This window comes from Nocardiopsis yanglingensis (genome assembly GCF_045809185.1).
Lineage (GTDB): Bacteria > Pseudomonadota > Gammaproteobacteria > Xanthomonadales > Xanthomonadaceae > Stenotrophomonas > Stenotrophomonas yanglingensis.
Window position 1 is genome coordinate 34,580 of the sequence record NZ_JBJNRH010000018.1, and the last position, 21,716, is coordinate 56,295.

18 protein-coding genes are annotated in these 21,716 nt (G+C 68.0%); 7 read left to right on the forward strand and 11 right to left on the reverse strand.

The features are described from left to right. Nucleotides 1-56 precede the first annotated feature (56 nt). Nucleotides 57-1,325 (forward strand): FAD-dependent oxidoreductase, encoded by a 1,269-nt coding sequence (locus ACJ7C5_RS18730; protein WP_412704752.1) that lies wholly within the window; start codon nucleotides 57-59, stop codon nucleotides 1,323-1,325. A 180-nt stretch (nucleotides 1,326-1,505) separates the two neighbouring features. After that, entirely contained in the window at nucleotides 1,506-1,775 is a 270-nt protein-coding gene (locus tag ACJ7C5_RS18735) for a hypothetical protein (RefSeq protein WP_412704753.1), read from the forward strand. 1 nt (nucleotide 1,776) lies between these two features. Here the strand turns inward: ACJ7C5_RS18735 and pdeM are convergent, their stop codons facing one another. Genes pdeM through ACJ7C5_RS18755 form a run of 4 tightly spaced genes read right to left on the reverse strand, consistent with a single transcriptional unit; the run spans nucleotide 1,777 to nucleotide 7,466 of the window. Continuing rightward, nucleotides 1,777-2,418 (reverse strand): ligase-associated DNA damage response endonuclease PdeM, encoded by a 642-nt coding sequence (gene pdeM / locus ACJ7C5_RS18740; protein WP_088026751.1) that lies wholly within the window; start codon nucleotides 2,416-2,418, stop codon nucleotides 1,777-1,779. Next, a complete protein-coding gene (locus ACJ7C5_RS18745) occupies nucleotides 2,408-4,867 on the reverse strand; it encodes a ligase-associated DNA damage response DEXH box helicase (RefSeq protein WP_412704754.1) in 2,460 nt (819 codons plus the stop codon). The genes pdeM and ACJ7C5_RS18745 overlap by 11 nt, the downstream gene beginning before the upstream one ends. Next, the gene (locus tag ACJ7C5_RS18750) at nucleotides 4,864-6,471 is read right to left on the reverse strand and encodes an ATP-dependent DNA ligase (protein WP_412704755.1); all 1,608 of its coding nucleotides are present in this window, start codon (nucleotides 6,469-6,471) and stop codon (nucleotides 4,864-4,866) included. Before ACJ7C5_RS18750 ends, ACJ7C5_RS18745 begins: the two co-directional genes overlap by 4 nt. Continuing rightward, complete coding sequence (locus ACJ7C5_RS18755; RefSeq protein ID WP_412704756.1) at nucleotides 6,468-7,466, reverse strand: ligase-associated DNA damage response exonuclease; 999 nt, start codon at nucleotides 7,464-7,466, stop codon at nucleotides 6,468-6,470. Before ACJ7C5_RS18755 ends, ACJ7C5_RS18750 begins: the two co-directional genes overlap by 4 nt. A 113-nt stretch (nucleotides 7,467-7,579) precedes the next feature. Here ACJ7C5_RS18755 and ACJ7C5_RS18760 point away from each other — a divergent pair, with 113 nt between their 5' ends. Further along, nucleotides 7,580-9,217, forward strand: coding sequence for an acyl-CoA dehydrogenase family protein (locus ACJ7C5_RS18760; protein WP_412704757.1), 1,638 nt, complete (start codon nucleotides 7,580-7,582; stop codon nucleotides 9,215-9,217). A gap of 315 nt (nucleotides 9,218-9,532) precedes the next feature. Here ACJ7C5_RS18760 and ACJ7C5_RS18765 read toward each other — a convergent pair whose 3' ends face one another. The 3 genes from ACJ7C5_RS18765 to ACJ7C5_RS18775 form a co-directional block, all read right to left on the reverse strand. Continuing rightward, on the reverse strand, nucleotides 9,533-9,943 hold the full coding sequence (locus ACJ7C5_RS18765) for a hypothetical protein (RefSeq protein ID WP_097049389.1): 411 nt from the start codon (nucleotides 9,941-9,943) through the stop codon (nucleotides 9,533-9,535). A 157-nt stretch (nucleotides 9,944-10,100) separates the two neighbouring features. Further along, nucleotides 10,101-10,442: a hypothetical protein gene (locus ACJ7C5_RS18770; RefSeq protein WP_004153024.1), complete on the reverse strand. Its 342-nt coding sequence runs from the start codon at nucleotides 10,440-10,442 to the stop codon at nucleotides 10,101-10,103. A gap of 124 nt (nucleotides 10,443-10,566) precedes the next feature. After that, nucleotides 10,567-11,742, reverse strand: a complete 1,176-nt coding sequence (locus tag ACJ7C5_RS18775; protein ID WP_412704758.1) for a thiolase family protein — start codon at nucleotides 11,740-11,742, stop codon at nucleotides 10,567-10,569. Between the two features lie 198 nt (nucleotides 11,743-11,940). Between ACJ7C5_RS18775 and ACJ7C5_RS18780 the strand changes: the two genes are divergently transcribed. Then, nucleotides 11,941-14,769 carry a S8 family serine peptidase gene (locus ACJ7C5_RS18780; RefSeq protein ID WP_412704759.1) on the forward strand — a complete coding sequence of 943 codons (2,829 nt, stop codon included), beginning with the start codon at nucleotides 11,941-11,943 and terminating at the stop codon, nucleotides 14,767-14,769. Nucleotides 14,770-14,816: 47 nt separating this feature from the next. On the opposite strand, the gene ACJ7C5_RS18785 is transcribed toward ACJ7C5_RS18780, so the two are convergent. Beyond that, nucleotides 14,817-15,914, reverse strand: a complete 1,098-nt coding sequence (locus ACJ7C5_RS18785; protein ID WP_093999762.1) for a Glu/Leu/Phe/Val dehydrogenase dimerization domain-containing protein — start codon at nucleotides 15,912-15,914, stop codon at nucleotides 14,817-14,819. Between the two features lie 372 nt (nucleotides 15,915-16,286). Between ACJ7C5_RS18785 and ACJ7C5_RS18790 the strand changes: the two genes are divergently transcribed. Then, nucleotides 16,287-17,270, forward strand: a complete 984-nt coding sequence (locus tag ACJ7C5_RS18790) for an HDOD domain-containing protein (RefSeq protein WP_412704760.1) — start codon at nucleotides 16,287-16,289, stop codon at nucleotides 17,268-17,270. Nucleotides 17,271-17,273: 3 nt separating this feature from the next. Here the strand turns inward: ACJ7C5_RS18790 and ACJ7C5_RS18795 are convergent, their stop codons facing one another. From ACJ7C5_RS18795 to ACJ7C5_RS18805, 3 genes are all read right to left on the reverse strand, one after another. Further along, nucleotides 17,274-18,839 carry a phospholipase D family protein gene (locus tag ACJ7C5_RS18795; protein ID WP_097049392.1) on the reverse strand — a complete coding sequence of 522 codons (1,566 nt, stop codon included), beginning with the start codon at nucleotides 18,837-18,839 and terminating at the stop codon, nucleotides 17,274-17,276. Nucleotides 18,840-18,968: 129 nt separating this feature from the next. After that, nucleotides 18,969-19,667, reverse strand: coding sequence for an RNA pseudouridine synthase (locus ACJ7C5_RS18800; RefSeq protein WP_412704761.1), 699 nt, complete (start codon nucleotides 19,665-19,667; stop codon nucleotides 18,969-18,971). Nucleotides 19,668-19,714: 47 nt separating this feature from the next. Then, nucleotides 19,715-20,215, reverse strand: coding sequence for a M48 metallopeptidase family protein (locus ACJ7C5_RS18805; RefSeq protein WP_010482861.1), 501 nt, complete (start codon nucleotides 20,213-20,215; stop codon nucleotides 19,715-19,717). A gap of 62 nt (nucleotides 20,216-20,277) precedes the next feature. Between ACJ7C5_RS18805 and ACJ7C5_RS18810 the strand changes: the two genes are divergently transcribed. After that, nucleotides 20,278-20,835 carry a DUF2058 domain-containing protein gene (locus ACJ7C5_RS18810; RefSeq protein WP_412704762.1) on the forward strand — a complete coding sequence of 186 codons (558 nt, stop codon included), beginning with the start codon at nucleotides 20,278-20,280 and terminating at the stop codon, nucleotides 20,833-20,835. Nucleotides 20,836-21,004: 169 nt separating this feature from the next. Beyond that, the gene (locus ACJ7C5_RS18815) at nucleotides 21,005-21,271 is read left to right on the forward strand and encodes a DksA/TraR family C4-type zinc finger protein (protein ID WP_412704763.1); all 267 of its coding nucleotides are present in this window, start codon (nucleotides 21,005-21,007) and stop codon (nucleotides 21,269-21,271) included. Nucleotides 21,272-21,716 lie beyond the last annotated feature (445 nt).

Consider the following 21,716-nt stretch of genomic DNA (forward strand, 5'->3'; position numbering starts at 1 on the left):
ATGCCGTGCGCGGCTTCCCTTCTGCATTCGCAACCCGCCTCGGGCACAATGCGCCCATGACGGAACGACTGCGCATCGCCGTGATCGGCTACGGCACCGCTGGCCAGGCGGTGGCCATCCTGCTTTCCCGTGATGGCCACGAGGTGGAGATCTTCGAACGCGTGCCCACGCCGGGGCCGGTCGGGGCAGGCTTCCTGCTGCAGCCCAGTGGCCTGCAGGTGCTGTGGCAGATGGGCCTGCTTGATTCCGTGCGCGCACATGCCGCGCCGGTGCACCGCCTGTATGGCGACACGCCGTGCGAGCGCGCGGTGATGGACATGCGCTACGACGGACTGGATGCGCGCCTGCACGGCCTGGGCATGCAGCGCGGGGCCTTGTTCTCGCTGCTGGACGAGGCGCGTGCAGGCGAGGGCCAGCTGCATGCCGGTACCACCATTACCGAGGTGGATGCCGAACACGGCCGTCTGCGCGACAGCGACGGGCGCACGCATGGCCCGTTCGATCTGGTGGTGGCCGCCGATGGCGCTGCATCAACGCTGCGCGGAACGATCGCCGGTGGTGCCGGGCTGGACCGCGTGTATCCGTGGGGGGCGCTGTGGTGCCTGCTGCCGGCCGAGGACTGGCCGCACGTGCAGGAGCTGCGGCAGCGTTACGTGGCCGCGCGCAAGATGATCGGGCTGCTGCCGGTCGGCACGCGCCCCGGTGATGACACGCCGCGCCTGAGCTTCTTCTGGAGCCTGCCACGCGCCGACTTCGAACGTTGGCAGAGCGATGGCATGCCCGCCTGGTTGGAGGAACTGCACACGCTGTGGCCGCAGGCCGCTGCGCGCTTCGCCCATCTGCGCGGCCCCGGCCAGATGGCGCGCGCGATCTATCGCGATGCAGTGATGACGCGTTGGCATCAGGGCCGCATGGTACTGGCCGGAGATGCCGCGCATGCGATGAGCCCGCAGCTGGGGCAGGGGGTGAACATGGCGCTGCTGGATGCGCTGGCGCTGCGTGACGCGGTGCGCACCTACGGCGGCAGCACGGTCGCGCTGCAGGCCTACCAGGCGCAGCGACGTGCGCATGTGGCGGTGTATCAGCGCTGGAGCCGCTGGCTGACGCCGCTGTTCCAGTCCGATCGTGATGTGTGGGCGAAGGCGCGTGATGTACTGCTCGGGCCGATGGGGCGCCTGCCCGGTGGTCGTGGCCACATGCTGCGCGTGCTCAGTGGCACGCAGCATGGCTGGTTCGGCTCGCTGGCACTGGATCCGGCCTTCATCGACGCGTTGGCAACTGCCGCCGAACCGCCCCGCATCGTTGCCGCAACCGCCGGTGCGTGAAGCTCGCCGTCACGTGAATTAACGGTTGCCTCACCGCGGATATGCGAGAAGGGGGGAGCACGCGACAGCCGCGTCGCCCGTTTTCCTTTCCGTGATCAATATCGCGCGTGGCCCGGGTGGCGCCGCCGTTGCGGCCTGCTGCGGCCCGGATGTGCCGCTGATGTTGAAGAGGAGGACGCCATGTTGTTCGCGGTCGAGGAGCTGGAATCGGAAATCTGCAAGCTGCGCGGTCTGCTGCAGATGCTGCACGAGGACCAGCCCGACGTACTGGAGGACGTATTCGAATTCCATGTCGGCAGCCTGATCAGTCATACATCGCCCGAGCACCACGCACGCATCCGGGCCTGTGCGCAGGAAATGCTGGTGGCCATCCAGGCGCTGCCGCGGCGACGTGACGATGACACGCCTGATTTCCGCCTGATGCCGGCGCTGGACGTACGCCCGGCCTGATTCACCGTACGGGCAGGTCCACCAGGCCCTCCTCCACACAGGCGACCATCCGCTCGCTGTGGGCAGGTACGGGCATGATTCCAGCGGTGAACGCGGAGAACGCTGGCAGGATCGTCATGCGCTCGCGCAGCCAGAACGCGGGGAAGCGCCGCCGCAATGACGGCAAGGCGATCTGCGGATGCAGATGACCTGCGATCACGTGCAATGCCGCATCGGGCATCGGCTCATGGCGAAGCAGGAACGGCTGCAGCCGTACCTCATCGTGGATATGTACCTGCAGCTGCGCATGCGGTAGCTGCCGATCGTGATTGCCGCGCAGTACATGCACGTCCAGCGCGGCATTGCGCTCGCGCCATGCCAACCATTGCTGGTACCACGCGGCGCGATGTGCCGGCCCATGCAGGATGTCGCCCAGGATCCAGAGTTCGCGGCAGGTGTAAGTGTCCAGCAGTGACTGCAGGCGCTGCAGGTCTGTACGGGTACCGCCAGCGGGCAGCGCGATGCCGGAACGACGGAAGACATCGGCCTTGCCCAGGTGCAGGTCGGCGATCAGCAGTGCCTGCCGTGCGGGCCAGTAGATGGCGCGCGCGCCAAGCAGCGTCAGCGGCTCACCTGCCAGCAGCAGGGGAAGTTCATCGGCCATGGCGGCGCTCCAGCTGTTGTGCGGCGCGCTGCACGCGGGTGCGCCAGTCTTCGTTGCTGAATTGCCCGCGCAGCCGCTCTGCCCACAGTGGAAAGGCCAGTGGCGTGAGCGATGAAGGGCGCTGCACCGACAGCGACCGCGTGCCGATCCGTTCCAGTACCTGCTGCAGTCCGGGAAGGTCCAGGCTGTCGTGCAGTACTTCGCGCTCGGCCAGGGCCAGCAGCAGATGGTCGGGATCGTGCTCGCGCAGTACGTCGTACAGCAGGCCCGCCGAGGCCTGCAGCTGGCGCAGCGATCGCGGCATGCCGCCAGGCGGGCTGGGGACCAGCAGGCCCGCTACGCGTGCGACGCCACGGAACTGGCGCCGCGCCAGCTCGCCAAGATTCACCGCGGCACGCAGATCGTCCAGCAGCTGATCGGTGGTGAACAATGCGCGCCATTGCGCCGCATCCAGATTGATCGCCTGCGCTGGTGCCAGCACCAGGCCATGATCGTTCACCGCATAGCCGATGCTGTTGCGCTGCCGGCGGGTACAGCGCAGTGCCAGCAAGGCGGCCAGCGCCTCGTGCACGTGGCGGCCGGCAAAGGGGTAGACGAACAGGAACTGGCCTTCGCGGCGCCGCACCTCTTCCACCAGCAGATGTTCTGGGCCGGGAAGCGCCGATAACTGCTGCTGCAATGCCAGCAAGGGTGACAACCAGCGTGATTCGGCACTGTCGTCGGCGCCGGACAGTACCCACTCCAGCTCGCGACCGAGCGGCATCGACAGCGGCAACTGGCCTCCCTGCCATCGCGGCACGACACCCTCACCGCGCCCTCGTGCCAGGCGCACGAAGGCGGTCATGTCGCGCAGCTGCACCAGTTCCAGCAGGCGCCCGGCGAACTGGAAGCGATCACCGCGGCGCAGTCGGCTGGCGAACTGCTCCTCCACGGCGCCCAGGCCACCACCGCGCAGGAACTGCACGCGCACGCTGCCATCGCTGCTGATGGTGCCGATCGACAACCGATGGCGCAGTGCCTGGCGGCGATCGTGCATGCGGTAGTAGCCGTCGTCATCGCGCACGACCTTGTGGAAATCGGGGTACTGGGCCAGCGCCTGGCCGCCCTGCACGATGAAGGTCAGAACTGCCTGCCATGGGCCGTCGCCGAGCGATGCGAAGGCGTGGGTGCGCCGCACCTGCGCCAGTAGTGCATCGCTGTCGAAGCCACCGGCCAGGGCGCGGCTGACCGCATGCTGGGCCAGCACATCCAGCGACAGCGTCGGCGGCCTGCGCGCTTCGACCACGCCTTCGGCCAACGCACGGCGCACCGCGGCGTACTCGGCCAGTTCCAGCGCATGGCTGGGCACGCACAGGATTGCGCCGCTGGCACCCGGGTGGTGGCGTGCACGTCCGGCGCGTTGGCGCAGGCGCGCCACGCCCTTCGGGCTGCCCAGCTGCAGCACCTGTTCAACCTCGGGGAAGTCCACGCCGAGGTCGAGGCTGGACGTTGCCACCACGCAGCGCAGCGCGCCCGCGCGCAGTCCGTCTTCCACCTGCTGGCGCAGCGCCGGATCCAGCGAGCCGTGGTGCAGCGCAAGTGTATCTTGGTCCTCGGGCCAGACCGCGGCCAGTGCCTGATGCCATAGTTCCGCCTGCGCACGCGTGTTGGTGAACAACAGGCTGCTGCGTGCCTGCATCAACGCGTCCAGCACGCGCGGCAGCTGCGCCAGACCCAGATGCCCCGCCCAGGGGAAACGTTCGCCGGGTTCCGGCAGCAGGCTGCGCACGCTGATCGCACGTGGGCGTACCCCTTGAACGATCGGCGCGTCGGGCTGCCCGGGCAGCAGCACGTCGCGCGCCTCATCCAGATTGCCCAGCGTTGCCGAAAGCCCCCACAGCTGCAGTGCAGGCGCGGCATCGCGCAACACGCCCAGATTCAACTGCAGCAGCACACCGCGCTTGTTGCCCAGCAGCTCGTGCCATTCGTCCACTACCACGCAGCGCAGCTGGCGCATGCGCGGCTGCGTATCCGGATAGCTCAGCAGCAGCGCCAGCGATTCCGGCGTGGTCACCAGCACGTCGACGCGGCCCTCGCGCGCCTGTCGTCGCTCGCGGTTGCTGGCGTCACCACTGCGCAGGCCGACCCGCCATCCCAGCCCCAATCCATCGACCACGGCCTGCAGTGCGCGTGCGGTGTCGCTTGCCAATGCGCGCAAGGGCGTCACCCATAGCACCTGCAGCGGGCGCACCGAACTGGCGCGGCGGGGCGACGGCGGTGGGTCGATCATGGCCTGCAGCAGCGGGCCGCCGAACATCGCCAGCGTCTTGCCGCTGCCGGTGGGTGTATGCAGCAACCCGGATTCGCCGGCGAGATAGTGCCGCCACATTGCGCGCTGGAACGGCAGTGAGCGCCAGCCACGTGCCGCGAACCAGTCTTCCAGCCGGCGCAGTGCCTGGCTGCGGGTCATCGCGCCAGCGCCTGCAGGGTGGCCAGCTGATCGGCCTCGCTGGCAGGCTTGTCGTGGCGCCAGCGCAGGATGCGCGGAAAGCGCACGGCGATCCCCGATTTGTGCCGGCTGCTGCGGTTGACTGCTTCGAAACCCAGCTCGAACACCTGTTCGGCGCGTACGCTGCGTACAGGCCCGAAACGCTCGCGGGTGTTGGCGCGGATCCAGCGGTCAAGCACGAGGATCTCCTTGTCGTCCAAGCCCGAATACGCCTTGGCCACCGGCACCAGGGTGTCGCCATCCCAGACGCCGAAGGTGTAGTCGGTGTACAGCGTGCTGCGCCGCCCATGGCCAGCCTGTGCGTACAAGAGCACCGCATCGATGGTGAGTGGATCGACCTTCCATTTCCACCAGTCGCCGCGGCGTCGCCCGGTCTGGTAGGGCGAGACACGCCGTTTCAGCATCAGACCTTCCACGCCGCGTTCGCGTGCCACCTCGCGCATCGCTGTTGCCCGTCGCCAATCATCGGCGTCAACCTCGGGCGACAGCTGGATCCGCACATCGTCCAGCGCACCGATGACCTCGTTAAGCTGCGCGCGCCGCTGCTGCAACGGAAGTTCGCGCAGGTCCGCGCCATCGAGCTCAAGCAGGTCATAGGCGAGCACGCGCACCGGCGTGTTGCGAAGGGTGGCCGCACCGGGTTTGCGGCGCTGGATGCGGGTCTGCAGCGCGGTGAAGGCACGCGGCAGGCCGGTGGCCTCGTCCCAGGCCAGCAGCTCGCCGTCCAGCACGCAGCCATCGGGAAGCGCCATCGCCGCCTGCTCGATTTCGGGGAAGCGGCCATCCAGCCGCTCTTCGCCACGCGACCACAATGCGACCTCGCCACGCCGGCGCAGCAGCTGCAGGCGGATGCCATCCCATTTCCATTCCAGCAACCAGTCATCGACCGGGCCGAGCCGCTCGGCAGGTTCACCTTCCAGTGGCGATGCGAGGAAGAACGGGTAGGGCTGCTGTCGGTCCGATGGCAGTTCGTCCGACGACAGCAGCTCAGCCAGCAATCCAGGCGAGGGAACCCACTCGCCGAGCATGCGCTGGGCGATGCGTGCGATGTCCAGGCCGGACCATTCGGCCAGCGCCTGCTGCACCAGTCGCTGCGAAACGCCTACGCGCAGGGCACCGGTCAGCAGCTTGTTGAACACCAGGCGTTCGCTGCTGCACAGCTGCTGCCAGCCTGCGACAACCGCCGCACGGCGCACTGCTTCGGGTTGATTGGCCACTGCCAGCAGATGCTGTTCGATCCATTCGGCCAATGGGCGGTCGGCAGCTGGCTGCGATGGATCATCCAACAGCAGGGTCAGCGTTTCGGCCAGATCACCCACCTGCGCATAGCTGTCTTCCACCAACCAGGGCGGCAAGCAGGATTCTTCGGCAATCCAGGCGCGCAGCTCGCCGCTGGCGGCGATCTTGCGGCGTGCGCCGCCCACCTTGCCACCGCTGAGCAGGTACAGCGCCCATGCGGCGTCGTGCGCGCGCGCCTGGCGGAAGTAGTCGACCAGCGCTGCACGTTTGTCCAGCGTGGCAGTGCTGCGATCCAGGCGCTGGTAGAGCGCAGCGAAGGCCTTCATTCCTCGCTCCCGAAATCGGTACGGAAGGCTTCGGCAGCCACGCCGCGCTCGCGCAGGAACGGAATCAACGCATCGGTATTGCCATGGGTAGCGATCACCCGCTGGGCGCCCGTCTGTTCGATGGTCTGCAGCAGCGCTGGCCAATCGGCGTGATCGGAAATGACGAAACCGCGATCGACATTACGGCGCCGCCGATTGCCGCGCAGCTGCATCCAGCCGGATGCGAAGCCCAGCTGGTGGCGGCCGAAGCGGCGCATCCAGGGCGTGCCAGCAGCCGACGGCGGGGCGAGGATCAGCTGGCCGGCGGCATCAGGCTGGCGGCCCTGCTCGGCCACGGTGAGCGTCTCCAGCATCGGCACGCCGGCTTGCCGGTAGACCGCCACGCCATTGGCGATGGCGCCGTGCAGCCAGGCTGGGCGATCGTCCAGCGGCAGCAGCTCGGCCAGCACCCGCTGTGCCTTGCCCAGTGCGTAGCACAGCAGGATCGCGGCCTCGCCGCGTTGTTCGCATTCGCGGCGCCACGCCACGATCTCCGCAGCCACCGCCGACGTGTCCGGCCAGCGGTAGATCGGCAGTGCGAACGTGGCCTCGGTGATGAAGGTATCGCAGGGCACCACTTCGAATGGCGCACAGGTTGGATCAGGTTGGCGCTTGTAGTCGCCGGAAGCCACCCAGACCTGTCGCCCGTCGTCGATGCGCACCTGCGAAGAACCGAGCACGTGACCGGCTGGATGCAGCGATACCTGCACCTGCCCCAGGCGGAACGGCACGCCCTCGACATGCGCCTGCACCGGCACGTCACCCAGCCGCCAGCGCAGGATCGGCAGGCTGCCTTCGCTGCAGTGATATTCGCCCATGCCCGGGCGGGCATGATCGCCGTGGCCATGGGTGATGACCGCACGCGCTACCGGTCGCCACGGGTCGATATGAAAATCGCCGGCGGCGCAGTACAGCCCCTCCGGGCGCAGCACCACCAGATCGTCGTTGCCTGCCATGTGGTCACTGTGGCCTGCGTCTCGTGCACGGGGTGAGAACCGGCCTGAACACGGGCTTGGCAGTCGATGCGGCACAATCGGGCCGCAGACCTCTTGCCGCCAGGACGGACCGGATGAGTGGACCCAGCTTCAGCAGCAACGCGCCGTATGAAACCCATGTGGTGCTGAACCAGCCGCCGCCGTTTGCCGGGCGACAGTTGTGGACCGACGACGTGGCGTTGATGGACGCCGTGCAGCGCGAGGGGGCCGGCAGCTTCGCGCCACGCCTGGCGGTTTATGGCGCACTGGCGGGGGATGAGCTGTACCGGATCGGCTTCGATGCCAACCGTGATCGTCCGCGCCTGCGCACGCACGATGCGCAGGGCCACCGCATCGATACGGTGGAGTTCCATCCGGCCTACCACCAGCTGATGGGTACGGCGAAGTCGCACGGTGTCGCTGGATTGTCCTGGCACGAGCCGCAGCCCGGCGCACACGTCGCGCGGGCGGCGCTGAGCTACCTGCACCACCAGGCCGAAGCCGGCACCAGTTGTCCATTGACCATGACCCATGCCGCGGTGGCGGTGCTGCAGGCACAACCACATCTTGCAGAGTGGACGCGCAAGGCCGCCGCCCCGGTCTATGACCCGCGCGATGTACCGGTGGCGGACAAGGCCGGCATCACCCTGGGTATGGGCATGACCGAGAAGCAGGGCGGTTCCGACGTGCGTGCCAACAGCACGCGTGCCGAACCAATCGATGGCGAACGCTACCGCCTGGTGGGCCACAAGTGGTTCTTCTCTGCCCCGATGTGCGACGGCTTTCTGGTGTTGGCACAAGCGCCGGGCGGACTGACCTGCCTGTTGATGCCGCGCCGGCTGGCCGATGGCGACCGCAATGCGTTCCGGTTGATGCGGCTGAAGGACAAGCTCGGTGACTGGGCCAACGCGTCCAGCGAGGTCGAGTTCTGCGGTGCGCAGGCATGGCGCGTGGGCGAGGAGGGGCGCGGCGTGCCCACCATCATCGGCATGGTGATGATGACCCGCCTGGACTGCATGCTGGGCGCGGCGGCGGAGATGCGCATGGCCTTGTCGCAGGCGCTGCACCATGCACGCCATCGGCGCACGTTCGGCAAGCTGCTGGTGGAGCACCCGCTGATGGCCAACGTGCTGGCCGACCTGGCGCTGGAGTCGGAGGCGGCCACGGTGTTGTCGATGCGCATCGCACGCGCCGTGGATCGTGCCGGTGTGGACGCCAACGAAGCTGCGTTGGCACGGGTGGGGACGGCGCTCGGGAAGTACTGGCTGTGCAAGCGCGCGCCGGCCTTCGTCAACGAAGCACAGGAGTGCCTGGGAGGGGCGGGCTACGTGGAGGAGTCGATGCTGCCGCGGCTGTACCGGCAGGCACCGTTGAATTCGATCTGGGAGGGCAGCGGCAACATCCAGTGCCTGGACGTGCTGCGTGCGCTGGCCCGTGAGCCGGAAGCGCTGGCGGCGCTGCGTGGTGAGCTGGCGGCGGTGGCCGACCGTGATGCGCGCTTCGCAGCGGCATTGCAGCGCTGGGCATCGGCGCCGCCACCGGAAGAATCGCAGGCGCGGCTGTTCTGCGAGCGTACTGCGCTGCTGTTGCAGGCCGCGTTGCTGTTGCGTGCGCGCAGCCCGATGGCGGAGGCGTTCGTGCGCAGCCGGCTGGAAGGGGAGCACGGGCTGGTGTTCGGGACGCTGCCGGTGGGCGTGGATCTGTCGGCGATGCTGGCGCGCGCGCTGCCGTAGGAGGCGGCCAACGGCGGAGCCCCTCGTGGTGGGCGGCGCGGAGTCTGCGTCGTGAGCGGGCCGCGCGGGTGGGTTGCGCAGGGGGCGCCGTGAATACGTCCTTATAGGCTCGGGCGCGCCATCCATGGCGCTTACGCCCCTGCGCAACCTACCCGCGCGTCCGTGGACACTTTCCGTACGCGTCCACCACGGAATCAACAGAAAGAGCAGAGAGCAAAAAGCAGAAAAGCCGCGGCAATGCCGTGGCTTTTCCTGTGGAGCCGAGCCGATGCTCGGCTGGTCGGTAGCGCCGGGCCATGCCCGGCGAACGAACCGTTAGTGCTTGGCTTCTTCCTTGGCGGCGTTGGCCTTGGCGTCATTGGCGACATCGCGGGCCTTGTCGGCAACCTTCTGTGCCGCGTTGGCGGTGGCGTCACTGGCGTGTGCGGCGGCGTCGGTTGCGGCGTCCTTGGCCTTGTCAGCGGCGGTGGCGGTGGCGTCGGCGGCCTTGTCCAGCGCGTGCTGGGTATCGGCAGCGGCCTGCTCGGAGGCGGCGGCGGTCTTGTCGGCGGCTTCGCGGGTGGCTTCGGCGGCCTTGTCCACGGCGTCACGGGCGGCAGCGCCTGCGCTGTCGGCGGCCTGCTGTGCGTCCTGCTTGGCCTGTTCGGCTTCCGGGCCCTTGCAGGCGGCCAGGGCCAGCAGCAGGGAGGCGGCCAGCAGGGTGGTGGTGATCGGACGAATCTTCATGGCGGTCTCCGGTACTGCAATGGATGGGGACGCCAGCCTATTCATGCCGTTGTGAAGACGGGGTCGCGATGCAGCGGCTCAGTCGCGCGCATTCGGGAAAAGAAAAAGCCGCTGGCGAACCAGCGGCTTTTCCAGAACAGCGTGAAGAAAGAAGTTATTACTTCTTGGCTTCTTCAGCAGCGTCCTTGGCCTTCTCAGCGGTGCCTTCAGCAGCCTTGGCAGCGTCAGCAGCGGCGCCGGCAGCGGCGTCGGTGGCAGCAGCGCCAGCCTGGGCAGCAGCGTCAACCGAAGCGTCAGCAGCGGTGGCGGCGGTGTCAGCGGCCTGCTGGGCAGCGTCGGCGGTCTGGGCGCCAGCAGCGGCGGCCTGGTCGGCAGCAGCCTGGGCTTCGGTGGCGGCTTCGTTGGCCGAAGCAGCGGCGTCCTGGGCAGCTTCCTGCTTCGAGCAGGCGGCCAGGGCCAGAGCCAGGGACATCGCGACCAGCAGCTTGTTGATGCTCATTGTGTAAATCCTCGTCGTTAGAATTAGGCAACGCGCATGCTGCGCGCCGACAACATGATGACAAGCCAAGATTGGGTGTCAAGCGATCCCGCATTCATTTTTGCGAAACCATCGTTAAATCTTTTTAAATCAATTCGATGGCGATTGCGGTTGCTTCGCCGCCACCGATGCACAGGGTGGCAATGCCGCGCTTGCCACCGCGCGTGCGCAGGGCGTTGACCAGGGTCACCACCAGACGCGCACCGGAGGCACCGATCGGATGGCCCAGTGCGCAGGCACCGCCATTCACGTTGAGCTTGTCGTGCAGGATGCCCAGTTCGCGCATCGGCGCCATCGCCACCACGGCGAAGGCTTCGTTGATTTCGAACAGGTCGACCTGGTCCAGCGACCAGCCGGTCTTCTCCAGCAGCGTGTGCAGCGCGCCGATCGGGGCGGTGGTGAACCACTCCGGCTCCTGCGAATGGGTGGCGTGGCCGACGATGCGGGCCAGCGGGGTGATGCCGCGCGCGGCTGCGTCTTCCTCGGTCAGCAGGACCACTGCAGCGGCGCCGTCGGAAATGCTGGAGGAACTGGCGGCGGTGACACTGCCGTCCTTCTTGAAGGCCGGGCGCAGGGTCGGGATCTTGGCAATGTCGGAGCGGCCGGGCTGCTCGTCGGTGGTGACCTCGACCTCACCCTTGCGGGTGGCGACCTTCACCGCGACGATTTCATCGGCGAATGCACCGTTGGCCTGCGCGGCCTGGGCACGCTTGACCGATTCGATGGCGTAGGCGTCCTGCTCTTCGCGGCTGAACTTGTACTTGTCCACGGCGCACTCGGCGAATTCGCCCATGGCCTTGCCGTCGTAGGCGTTGACCAGGCCGTCGTGGGCCATGTGGTCGACCGCCTGGAAGTTGCCGAAGCGGTTGCCGGTACGCGAGTTCGGCAGCATGTGCGGGGCGTTGGACATCGATTCCATGCCGCCGGCGACCACGATGCGGGCCGAACCGGCCTTGATCAGATCATGGCCAAGCATGATGGTCTTCATGCCCGAGCCGCACACCTTGTTCAGCGTGGTGGCACCGGTCGACAGCGGGATGCCGGCGGCGATCGCAGCCTGGCGGGCCGGCGCCTGGCCGAGATTGGCCGGCAGCACGCAGCCCATCAGGACTTCAGAAACGTCGCTGGCCGGGACACCCGACTGCTCCAGGGCGGCGGCGATGGCGGCCGCGCCGAGGGTGGGGGTCGGCACGCCGTTGAACTGGCCGAGGAAGGAGCCGATGGCGGTGCGCTTGGCGGCGGCGATGACGATGTTGGACATGGCAATCTCGTTGATGCGTAAGCAATGTTCGGAAAGGAGACCGGGGGCCGTTGGATGTGCCCCGGTTTCCCGGCAGACTGCGTGGGGGTCGGCCCAAGTATAGAGGGTCGGGGAGGGCCGCCGCTGGGCGCGGCCGCACGCCTGCCGGGATGAAGGCAGGACAACGTTCATGGGAAGGAATCGATGGAACGCACGACGATGGTGAGGTCTGCCCTGGGAACCGCGCTGGCGCTGGCGCTGACGGCTTGTGGTGGAGGTGGTGGCGGCAGCAATGTGCGCATCGATCCGCCGCCGACCACGCCTACGCCGCCGACCACGCCGCCTCCCACCCCGCCGCCGCCGGCCAAGCCGCAGGAGCCGGCTTTCGATGCGCATCTGTCAGTCACCAACGCGCGTGCCGCACAGGCTGCCGGCCTGACCGGGCAGGGCGTACGCATCGGCATCGTCGATTCGGGCGTGCAGCGCAATGCGGTGGCCTTGAACGGGCGGGTGGTCGCCAACCTCAATTACATCGACCCGGCTAAAAACAACCTGGGCGTCGACGACGTGGTCGGGCATGGCACTGCCGTCGCCAGCCTTGCTGCCGGTGCGGCAGTGGGGTCGTGGCCGGGCGGCATCGCGCCGGGCGCGCAGATCGTGTCGGCACGGATCATTTCCGACAAGCCGCCGGCCGATGACGGCAGTGGCAAGGGCAATGCCTTCAGCGGCCCGCTGGGCGTGGCCCAGGTCCACCAGGACCTGATCAACTACAACGTGAAGGTGATGAACAACTCGTGGGGCGGCCTGTACTGGACCGACCTGCCAACCACCGCGCAGGTGGCCGCGGAGTACCGGCCGTTCGTGATCAATCACGGTGGCCTGGTGGTGTTCGCCGCCGGCAATGATGGGCGCAGCGAGCCAAGCAGCCTGGCTGCGTTGCCCAGCCAGAAGGGCGTGGCCGGTTCACTGCCTGCGGCCGATCTGGAGCGTGGCTGGCTGGTGGCCACGGCGGTGGATCCGTATACGCCCGGAGCACTGGCCGGCTATGCCAATGCCTGCGGGCAGGCGGCCCGCTACTGTCTGGCGGCGCCGGGCAGCGCGGTCTACCCGGATGCCAATGGTGGCAGCTACTACTGGAACTACGGCACGTCTTTCGCTGCGCCACTGGTGTCCGGTGCGGCGGCCCTGGTCTGGCAGCGCTTCCCGTACTTCAGCAACGATCTGGTCCGGCAGACCCTGCTGGGCACCGCCAAGGACATCGGCGCCGCGGGCGTGGATCCGGTGTTCGGCTATGGCCTGCTCGACATCGGTCGTGCGATCAACGGTCCGGGTCGCTTCGACTGGGGGGATGTGGTCGCCAACGTGGATGCGGGCTCGACCAATTCGATCTGGAGCAACGACATCACCGGCGGCGGTGGCCTGGTCAAGCAGGGCGGCGGCAAGCTGGTGCTGGTCGGCAACAACAGCTATACCGGCGCCACCCGCATCGAACGCGGCATTCTGTCGCTGCAGAACGGCGGCGTCATCCGTTCCAACGTGACCATCCTCGGTCAGCCCGATCCGGACTCCACTGGGCTGCAGTTCAACGGTGGCACGCCACGGGTGATCGGGGACGTGACCAACGGCAGCAGTGTGTTCCTCACCACGGCCAATACCACCGGCACCATCGTGGGCAATTACACCCAGCAGGCCGGTGCACAGCTGATGATCGCCCTCGGCGCCAATGCACTGCAGGTCACCGGCAATGCTGCGATCGACGGCGGTGTGCGCGTGCACGGCATGGTCACCGGCTACGTGCCGCAGAACGGCGCCCGCCAGGATCTGATCCATGCGGCGGGCAGACTGAGTGGCACCTTCAGCACCCCGGCCACGTCTACTGGCCTGCAGGGAGTGTCCCTGCTGCAGAGCAGCTATGGCTACGACAGCAACAATGCCTGGTTGAACCTGACACAGGTCAGCGTCACTGCCGCGGCCAGTGGATTGAGTACCTCGGCGCAGGCGGCCGCGCAGCGTGTGGAAGGTGCATTCGCGGTGCTCGACGGCAATCCCGGCCTGCAGGGATCGCAGTTCGGCGCGGCAGCCGGTGCATTGCAATGGACCGGCGGTGGCAATGACGGTCTGGCCGCCAGCCTGCAGAGCCTGTCCGGTCAAGCGCATGCGCGTGCTGAAGCGGCCACCTTCGACAGCATCGACATGTCGCGGCGCGCGATCGCCGAGCGCTTCGACCGCGTGCAGGCCGCGCCGCGCCTGCGCGGCACCTGGCAGAGCGCGCTGGGTGAGGCCGGGCAGGGCAGCTTCGCCGGCAATACTGCCGACAGCCGTGGCTGGATGGCGGGCCAGGATCTGCCGCTGGGCAGCAACGGCTTGATGGGCGTGGCCTTTGGCGAGACCCGCAGCAATGGTGGCAGCAGCTTCGCTGGTGATCGTGGGCGTGATCGCCAGGCGCAGGCGCAGCTGTATGCCGGCTGGAATCTGGGGCGTGGCTACGCGCTGGCTCAGTTCGGCAGTGGCCAGTTCACCCGCGCGCTGGACCGCCAGCTGCTGCTGGGCGCTGGCGCGTATGGCGTGTCTGCACGCTACGGCGGCCGGTTCAGCAGTGCCAGCGTGGAGGGCGGGTACCGGCTGGGGCGTGCCGGTGCGTCGTTGACGCCGTACCTCGGCGCCAGCACCACGCGTGTGGATACCGATGCCTTCAATGAGCTGGGCGGTTTCGGCTTCGGCCTGCGGGGGGATGCCAATCGCGTGCAGCGCAGCCAGATGCAGGCCGGTGTCCGCGGCGAGCGTGGCTGGGGGCGTTGGACGCTGCGTGGGCATGCCGAATGGCAGCAACGGCTTGATGGTGCGGATGCGGACTGGCAGGCCAGCTTCGTTGGTGTCGATGCCTGGGCACCACTGGCGGGATGGAACGCGCCGCGCGGCAGTGCGCTGTTCGGTGTGGCGCTGGAATCGTGGTGGGGCCGCAATGGCCGCCTGAGCCTGGGCTTCGACCAGCGCGTCGGTGGAGAGGGCGCGCGCCAGGCGGCGCTGCGCTACAGCACCGGGTTCTGAGTGGGCAGTCGCGCCGGGACGTCAGCCCCGGCGCGACATCAGCAGGTTCAACCGCCGCGCAGGTTGCCCAGGCGCGGGGTGCTGCGGCCCAGCGGCATCTTCAGCTTGCCGATCGACAGGATGCGGCTTTCGGCCATGCGGTCGGCTGCACGCTGCGGCGCGATGTTCTCGCGCTGCGACAGTTCGAAGATGCGGGTGAGGTTGTGGTAGATGCTGCGGATCAGGCGCATCGCGCGTTCGCGGTTGTAGCCATCGATCTCCAGCGACACGTTCATCACGCCGCCGGCGTTGACCGCATAGTCCGGCGCATACAGGATGCCGCGCGCGTGCAGCTCATCGCCGATTTCCAGGCTCGACAGCTGGTTGTTGGCGGTGCCACAGATGATCTTCGCCTTGATCCGCGGCAGGGTGTCGGCGTTGATGGCGCCTTCCAGCGCACACGGTGCGAACACGTCGGCGTTCACCTCGTGGATCTCGTCCGGCTTGACCGCTTCGGCGCCGAAATCGCTGACCGCGCGATCAACCAACGCGCTGTCCAGGTCGGTGACATACAGCTTGGCGCCGCGGTCACGCAGCAGCTTGACCAGTTCCATGCCGATGTGGCCCAGGCCCTGCACCGCGATGCTGGTCTTGCCCACTTCCTCATGGCCGAACTTGAAGCGCATCGCCGCCATCAGCGCCTGCAGCGCACCGTAGGCGGTGAACGGGGCCGGATCGCCGGAGCCGCCATGGACCTGGTGCACGCCGGTCACGAACTGGCTTTCCAGGTAGATGTTCTCCATGTCGTTGACGTCGGTGCCGACGTCCTCGGCGGTGATGTAGCGCCCGCCCAGCGAGTCAACGTAACGGCCGAAGGCGCGGAACAGCACCTCGGTCTTGTCCACCTTCGGGTCGCCGATGATCACCGCCTTGCCGCCGCCCACGTTGAGGCCGGCCAGCGCATTCTTGTAGGTCATCGTCCGGCTCAGCCGCAGCACGTCGGCCAGCGCCTCGTCGGTGCTGGCATAGGGGCGCATGCGCACGCCGCCCAGGGCCGGGCCCAGGGTGGTGTTGTGGATGGCGATGATCGCCTGCAGGCCGGCATCGTGGTTGTGGCAGAACACCACCTGTTCGTGGCCGGTGGTGGCGAGGGTTTCGAATAGCATGGCGTCTCCGATGGCGCGAACAGCGGCGAACTGCAGCGAACGGCCAGTGAACGGTAGGGTCCCAAAAACAAAAAAAGCGACGTCGTCGGTGCAGGGTGACGGGTCGCGCGGCGCCATTCTAGTCCATTCCCCCGGCCGTTGCCGTCGACATCGGCGGCCTTCCGGTTAAAGAAGATGAAAGTGCGGCCGATGCTGCGACGACGGCGGGTGGCCGGATTCGTGTGAAGAGGCAGGGCAGTCAGTGACGGCAAGGGCTCCACAACGACAGGGCGGGCGGCGATGAGGCCGGCCTGGTGGCGACTACTGTGTGGCTGGCTGGCACGCTCGACCGAGGCTGCGCCGTCCCGCTTGGCGGCTGTATCGCGACAGGCAGTGGCGGCAGCTGCCGCGAGCCTGCAGGGTGAGGCCCTGCCGTCTGCGGAGATCGCCGCGCATCTGCAGCGCGGCCTGCACGCGTTGGCGTTGTATCCACGACTGGCCGGTGAGCCGACGCCGGTACAGGATCCGGCGTTGGGGGACGCGGTGGCACGCGCGCTGCAGGACCGCGACTGGGCGGCCCGGCACCTGCCCCGGCGTCCGCAGCTGTTGCCGCAGCTGATCCAGACCGTCAACGACGACGCCGCCTCCGCGCGGGTGATGGCCGCGATCATCGGCCAGGACCCGGTGCTGACCGGCAACCTGCTGCGCATCGCCAACAGCCCGGCCTACAAGGTCCATGAGCGCCCGGTCGAAAGCCTGCAGCGGGCGGTGACCCTGGTCGGTACCGAGGGCGTGCGCCAGATCATCAGCGCGGTGCTGGTGCAGCCGGTGATGCAGGTGCAGTGCGAGGTGTTTCCGCAGTTCAGCACGATCATCTGGGAGCACGCACTGCTGGCCTCGCGCGCGGCCGCAGACCACGCACGCACGGTTACCTTTGGTGATGCCTTCGCCGCGCAGTGGCTGGGACTGGTGCAGGGCCTGGGGTCTGCGCTGGTGATGCGCCAGCTGCTGCAGGAAGCCCAGGCGCGCGGTGAAGCCGTGGAGCCGGCGCTGGCCCTGCAGCTGCTCCAGCAGTGGTCGTTGCCCCTGGCACAACGGGTGGCGGCTGCCTGGGAGCTGCCCGAGCCGGTGCATCAGGCGCTGTTGCCGGAGGCCGAGGGCCCGCTGGCCGACAGCCTGCGTCTAGGCAGCGCTGCGGCCGCTGCCAGTCTGTTGTGCCGCCATGGCCACGCCAGCCAGAGCCGCATGCTGGCCCTGCTTGAACAACTGCCGTCGGCGCCGCCGCATGCGCTGCGCTGGATCTGGCGGCGCCTGCACGGGCGCAGTGTGGAAACGCTGGATGAGGCCGGACAGGACCCGGCCGGTGCAGCGCCCTGAGCGCTACAACTGCGATTCCACCGGCAGCCAGCTGATCACCCGTGCGGTCCAGCGCTTGCCCAGGCTGGCCCCGGGTTCGGCCTCCACCCAGTGCGGCGGTGGCTGGCGCTCCAGCCAGCGCAGGTCATCATTGCGCCCCAGCGCCAGCCACCAGCTGTGCTCTGGGCCGGCCAGGCGCAGGTATTCAACGCGCAGCTGCGCCCCCAGCACCGGGTCGTCGAACAACACGCCCATCTCGGTATTGAGGTAGGCCGAGCGCGGGTCGAGGTTGAACGAGCCGACGAAGCCGCGGCGATCATCGACCACGAACGCCTTGGTGTGCAGGCTGGCGCCGCTGCTGCCGAACAGGCTGGTATCCGGCTGGCCGTGCGCCTTCAGTTCGTACAGCTGCACGCCGGCCTTCAACAGCGGCACCCGGTAGCCCATGTAGCCGCCGTGTACCGCCGCCACGTCGTTGGCGGCCAGCGAATTGGTGACCACGCCCACCTGCGCGCCGCGCGCGGCCAGCGCCGACAGCGCCTCGACCCCATCGTTGCCGGGCACGAAGTAGGGCGAGATCAGCAGCGCACTGCGGCGGGTGCTGCGCAGTTCCTCGCTGAGGGTGTTGACCAGCCAGTCGCGGCGATCGTCATCGCGGTGCTTCATCGGCGGATCCGAAGCGATGCGTACGTTCGCGCTCCAGTGCAGCGGCTCCGGGCTGGGTCGCTGCAGGGCGCGTGATTCGGCCACGCGCTGCAGGTAGGGCTGTGCCTTGGCATGCATGGCATCCAGGTCCGACTGCCGCACCAGCTGCTGCAACTGCGCATCGGTGTACGAGGCCAGTGCGGAAATCGGGATCGCCGCGCTGCTGTTCCAGTAGTCGTCGAAGATCTGGTTGGCCTGCTGCACGGCGGGGCCGGCCACCACCAGATCCAGGTCCTGGAAGTTCACATCGTCGCGTGCGCTGAAGTACTCCTCGCCGATGTTGCGGCCGCCAACGATGGCGATGCGGCCATCGGCGATCCAGCTCTTGTTGTGCATGCGGTGGTTCACGCTGAAAGCGCGCTGCACCAGCTCCAGCGTGCGCGCGATGCCGCTGCGGTTGCGGAACGGGTTGTACAGGCGGATCTCGATGTTCGGGTGCGCATCGAGCGCCATCATCAGCGCGTCCTTGTCCTTGGCGTTCATGTCGTCAAGCAGGATGCGCACGCGCACACCGCGCTCGGCGGCGTCGTACAGTGCCTTGGCCATCAGGTGACCGATCAGGTCGTCGTGCCAGATGTAGTACTGCAGGTCCAGGCTGCGGCCTGCGTGCGTGGTGATCATCGCGCGTGCGGCGAAGGCGTCCATGCCATCACTGAGGAAGGCCACGCCGGACTGCCCCGGATGGGCCTCCTGCAAGGGCACGATCTGCTGGTCGATACGGGTCTGCGCCCGCTGCAGTGGCAGTACCTGCGAGGGTGCGCCCTGAGCCTGCGGCGTGAGGTGGTCGGCCAGCAGCAGACCGGACAGGACCAGCAGCAACAGCGCGGCGAGGATGATTGCAGCGACGCGCAGCAGGCGTCGCCACAGGGGCTTGGGCAGGCTCATGCCCCGATGGTAGAGCCACGCCGTGCGTGGATGAAAGCCGACAGACCCATTGCTGTGGATGCACACCATGGGTGGATAGGGTCAGAGCCCTTTCCCGCGGAAAGGGATCCGACCCCGGGGGTTGAAGGGTCAGAACCGCTCGTCGCTGCCCAGGTAACGCCACTGCCCCGCAGGCAGCGGTCCCAGTGCCACGCGGCCAATACGCAGCCGACGCACGGCCGTCACCTGCAGGCCGGCAGCGGTAACCGCCACGCGCAGACCCTTGGCCGTCAGGCCCTTGCCGGCGAAGCGCAGGCGCTGCTCGCTCTGCCAGCTGACCTTGGCGCCGCCCGATTCCTGCTGCAGCCGCGCCATCAGCCACGGCCCGCGCTCGGGGCCGCCTTCGGCCACTTCGATCAGGTATTCCTGTTCGGTGCGGCCCAGATTGCGCTGCAGATGGGCCAGCGTGGCCGGATCCTGGCTGACCACCACCAGGCCGCTGTCGCTGGCCGGAAGCGAGGCGGCCAGCTGCAGGCCGTGGAAGTGACGCTGAAGCGGACGGATGTCGCTGGCATCAAGTTCGCTGCGGCTGCCACTGCTGACCAGCGCACACAGGGTTTCAGCGGCAACGCCGGCAGGCTTGTGCAGCAGCATGCTGACCCGCTCGGCCTTTTCATCGCTGGCCTGCTCGGCCACGACAATCTCGGCGCTGTCATCGACCGGACGCTGCGGCTGTTCCACCACGTCGCCGTTGACCGTGACCCAGCCGCCTTCGATGTAGCGTCGCGCTTCGCCGCGCGGGATGCCGAGCAGGGCGGACAGGCGTTTGTCGAGACGGATCGGTTCCATGGCGGAAAGGTCAGGCAGGGGGCGCGCAGTGTAGCTGCTGCGGCCGGTCAGCGCTGGCCGCGGTTGGCCAGCTCGGTCAGGTACAGGCGGGTATCGAACTCCAGCTGCAGGTAGTCCGGCTCCATGTGCTGGCACAGCTGGTAGAAGGCCTTGTTGTGGTCGGCTTCCTTCAGGTGGGCCAGTTCATGCACCACGATCATGCGCAGGAACGCTGCCGGTGCCTGGCGGAACACGGTGGCGATGCGGATCTCGCGGCTGGCCTTGAGGCGGCCGCCGTGTACGCGGGAGATGGCGGTATGGGTGCCCAGTGCGTGCTTGATCACTTCCAGCGTGTTGTCGTAGCAGACTTTGTTGAGCGGCACCGACTTGCGCAGGTAGCGGTCCTTCAGGTCCTGCGTGTAGTCGTACAGCTGGCGGTCGCTGCGCACCTCGTGCGGGTCGGGGTAGCGCTGCTGCAGCCAGGGGCCGAGCTTGCCCTGCGCCAGCAGGTCGCTGACCTGGGCGACCAGGGGTTCGGGATAGCCGGTGAGGTACTTCAGGACTGCCATGCAGGGGCGGCGGGGCGTCGGTAGAATGGAGCATCCAAGATTACACGCGGTACGCATCGACCATGGCAAAGCCCAACGCGCTGCAGGAACAATTGCTCAAGGCCGGCCTGGCCAAGAAGTCGCAGGCCAGCGCTGCCGCGAGCGCGCAGGCCAAGGCCCGCCAGGGCAAGGCCGAATCGACCTCGGCCGACGTGCAGCGCGAGGCTGAACGGGCCCGTGCCGAGAAAGTCGAGCGCGACCGCGCGCTGGCTGCCGAGCGCAACGCCCAGGCCAAGCTGGCTGAACAGAAGGCGCAGGCCAAGCAGATCATCACCGCCCATGCCGTGCCCCACAAGGGCGACGACGAGTACCGCTTCAGCGATGGCGCGGCGATCCGCACCCTGCTGATCGACCCCAAGCTGCGCAAGGCGCTGTCGGTGGGCGTGCTGGTCATCGTCGCCCATGGCGACGGCTACGCCCTGCTGCCGCGTGCCGCCGCCGAGAAGGTGCGTGAACGCGCCCCGGAAGCGATCATCGTCGACCACGGCCAGCCAGGCTCGACCACCGAGATCTCCACCGGCAACGCCGAGGACGACGCCTACTACGCCCAGTTCCAGGTGCCGGACGACCTGGTCTGGTAAGCAAAAAGGGGACGGAGGGGATTAAGTCGCGATTGACCTGATCGGATCCGTCTGCCCTTGCTCAGCTTGCTGAAGGTCCACCGGGCATGGCTCGGCTCAACACGGGTCAGCTCCTTTGTGCGCGGGTGTATCGTCCCCATATCAGGCGACACACCTGCGGAGGATGGCCATGGCCACCGGTTGGGCGGGAGACGGCGCGGTCCAGGAGCAGATCGACGCCACCGTCGACGATGCGATTGCGCGTGCCCGGCGCCAGCTGCGCCAGGGGCCGGGTCTGGAACACTGTGAGGAATGCGACGCGCCGATTCCATTGGCGCGGCGCCAGGCCGTGCCTGGGGTTCGGCTGTGCGTGGCGTGCCAGCAGGCGCTGGACGATGAAGCGCAGGCGCATGCCGGCTACAACCGGCGTGGCAGCAAGGACAGCCAGTTGAGGTAAAGGTTGTTCGGCAGGGCTTGCAGCCCTGCACCTGCCGAAGCCTTCAAGCCAAGGCAACAGCAACAGCAAAAGCTGGCATTCCGTGGGGTGGCGGGGCGGTGTCGGAGTGCGGGGACGCCGCAAGTACGTCCTTGTAGGCTTGGCAGCCGCATCCATGCGGCTGACACCCCGCAATCCGACACCGCCCCGCCTCTGACAGATTTCCGCGGCTGTTGGTAGGTGTCGACCTTGGTCGACACATCTGTCAGATATCGAATGAGTCATCCACGCATGGCGTGGATCTACCGTGTCGACCCAGGTCGACACCCACCAGGGCAATGCATCGTTCCGGCAGATCGCGGCCATCTGTCGAAGGCGGGGTGGGGGGGGGGGGGGGGGGGGGGGGGGGGGGGGGGGGGGGGGGGGGCGCCCGCCGCCCGGGGGGGGGGGGGGGGCCCCCCCCCCC

Bases quoted from the DNA above. Each gene is read 5' to 3' on its own strand.
- ACJ7C5_RS18730 (WP_412704752.1), top strand. From the start codon at position 57: ATGACGGAACGACTGCGCATCGCCGTGATCGGCTACGGCACCGCTGGC.
- ACJ7C5_RS18735 (WP_412704753.1), top strand. From the start codon at position 1,506: ATGTTGTTCGCGGTCGAGGAGCTGGAATCGGAAATCTGCAAGCTGCGC.
- pdeM (WP_088026751.1), bottom strand. From the start codon at position 2,418: ATGGCCGATGAACTTCCCCTGCTGCTGGCAGGTGAGCCGCTGACGCTG.
- ACJ7C5_RS18745 (WP_412704754.1), bottom strand. From the start codon at position 4,867: ATGACCCGCAGCCAGGCACTGCGCCGGCTGGAAGACTGGTTCGCGGCA.
- ACJ7C5_RS18750 (WP_412704755.1), bottom strand. From the start codon at position 6,471: ATGAAGGCCTTCGCTGCGCTCTACCAGCGCCTGGATCGCAGCACTGCC.
- ACJ7C5_RS18755 (WP_412704756.1), bottom strand. From the start codon at position 7,466: ATGGCAGGCAACGACGATCTGGTGGTGCTGCGCCCGGAGGGGCTGTAC.
- ACJ7C5_RS18760 (WP_412704757.1), top strand. From the start codon at position 7,580: ATGAGTGGACCCAGCTTCAGCAGCAACGCGCCGTATGAAACCCATGTG.
- ACJ7C5_RS18765 (WP_097049389.1), bottom strand. From the start codon at position 9,943: ATGAAGATTCGTCCGATCACCACCACCCTGCTGGCCGCCTCCCTGCTG.
- ACJ7C5_RS18770 (WP_004153024.1), bottom strand. From the start codon at position 10,442: ATGAGCATCAACAAGCTGCTGGTCGCGATGTCCCTGGCTCTGGCCCTG.
- ACJ7C5_RS18775 (WP_412704758.1), bottom strand. From the start codon at position 11,742: ATGTCCAACATCGTCATCGCCGCCGCCAAGCGCACCGCCATCGGCTCC.
- ACJ7C5_RS18780 (WP_412704759.1), top strand. From the start codon at position 11,941: ATGGTGAGGTCTGCCCTGGGAACCGCGCTGGCGCTGGCGCTGACGGCT.
- ACJ7C5_RS18785 (WP_093999762.1), bottom strand. From the start codon at position 15,914: ATGCTATTCGAAACCCTCGCCACCACCGGCCACGAACAGGTGGTGTTC.
- ACJ7C5_RS18795 (WP_097049392.1), bottom strand. From the start codon at position 18,839: ATGAGCCTGCCCAAGCCCCTGTGGCGACGCCTGCTGCGCGTCGCTGCA.
- ACJ7C5_RS18800 (WP_412704761.1), bottom strand. From the start codon at position 19,667: ATGGAACCGATCCGTCTCGACAAACGCCTGTCCGCCCTGCTCGGCATC.
- ACJ7C5_RS18805 (WP_010482861.1), bottom strand. From the start codon at position 20,215: ATGGCAGTCCTGAAGTACCTCACCGGCTATCCCGAACCCCTGGTCGCC.
- ACJ7C5_RS18810 (WP_412704762.1), top strand. From the start codon at position 20,278: ATGGCAAAGCCCAACGCGCTGCAGGAACAATTGCTCAAGGCCGGCCTG.
- ACJ7C5_RS18815 (WP_412704763.1), top strand. From the start codon at position 21,005: ATGGCCACCGGTTGGGCGGGAGACGGCGCGGTCCAGGAGCAGATCGAC.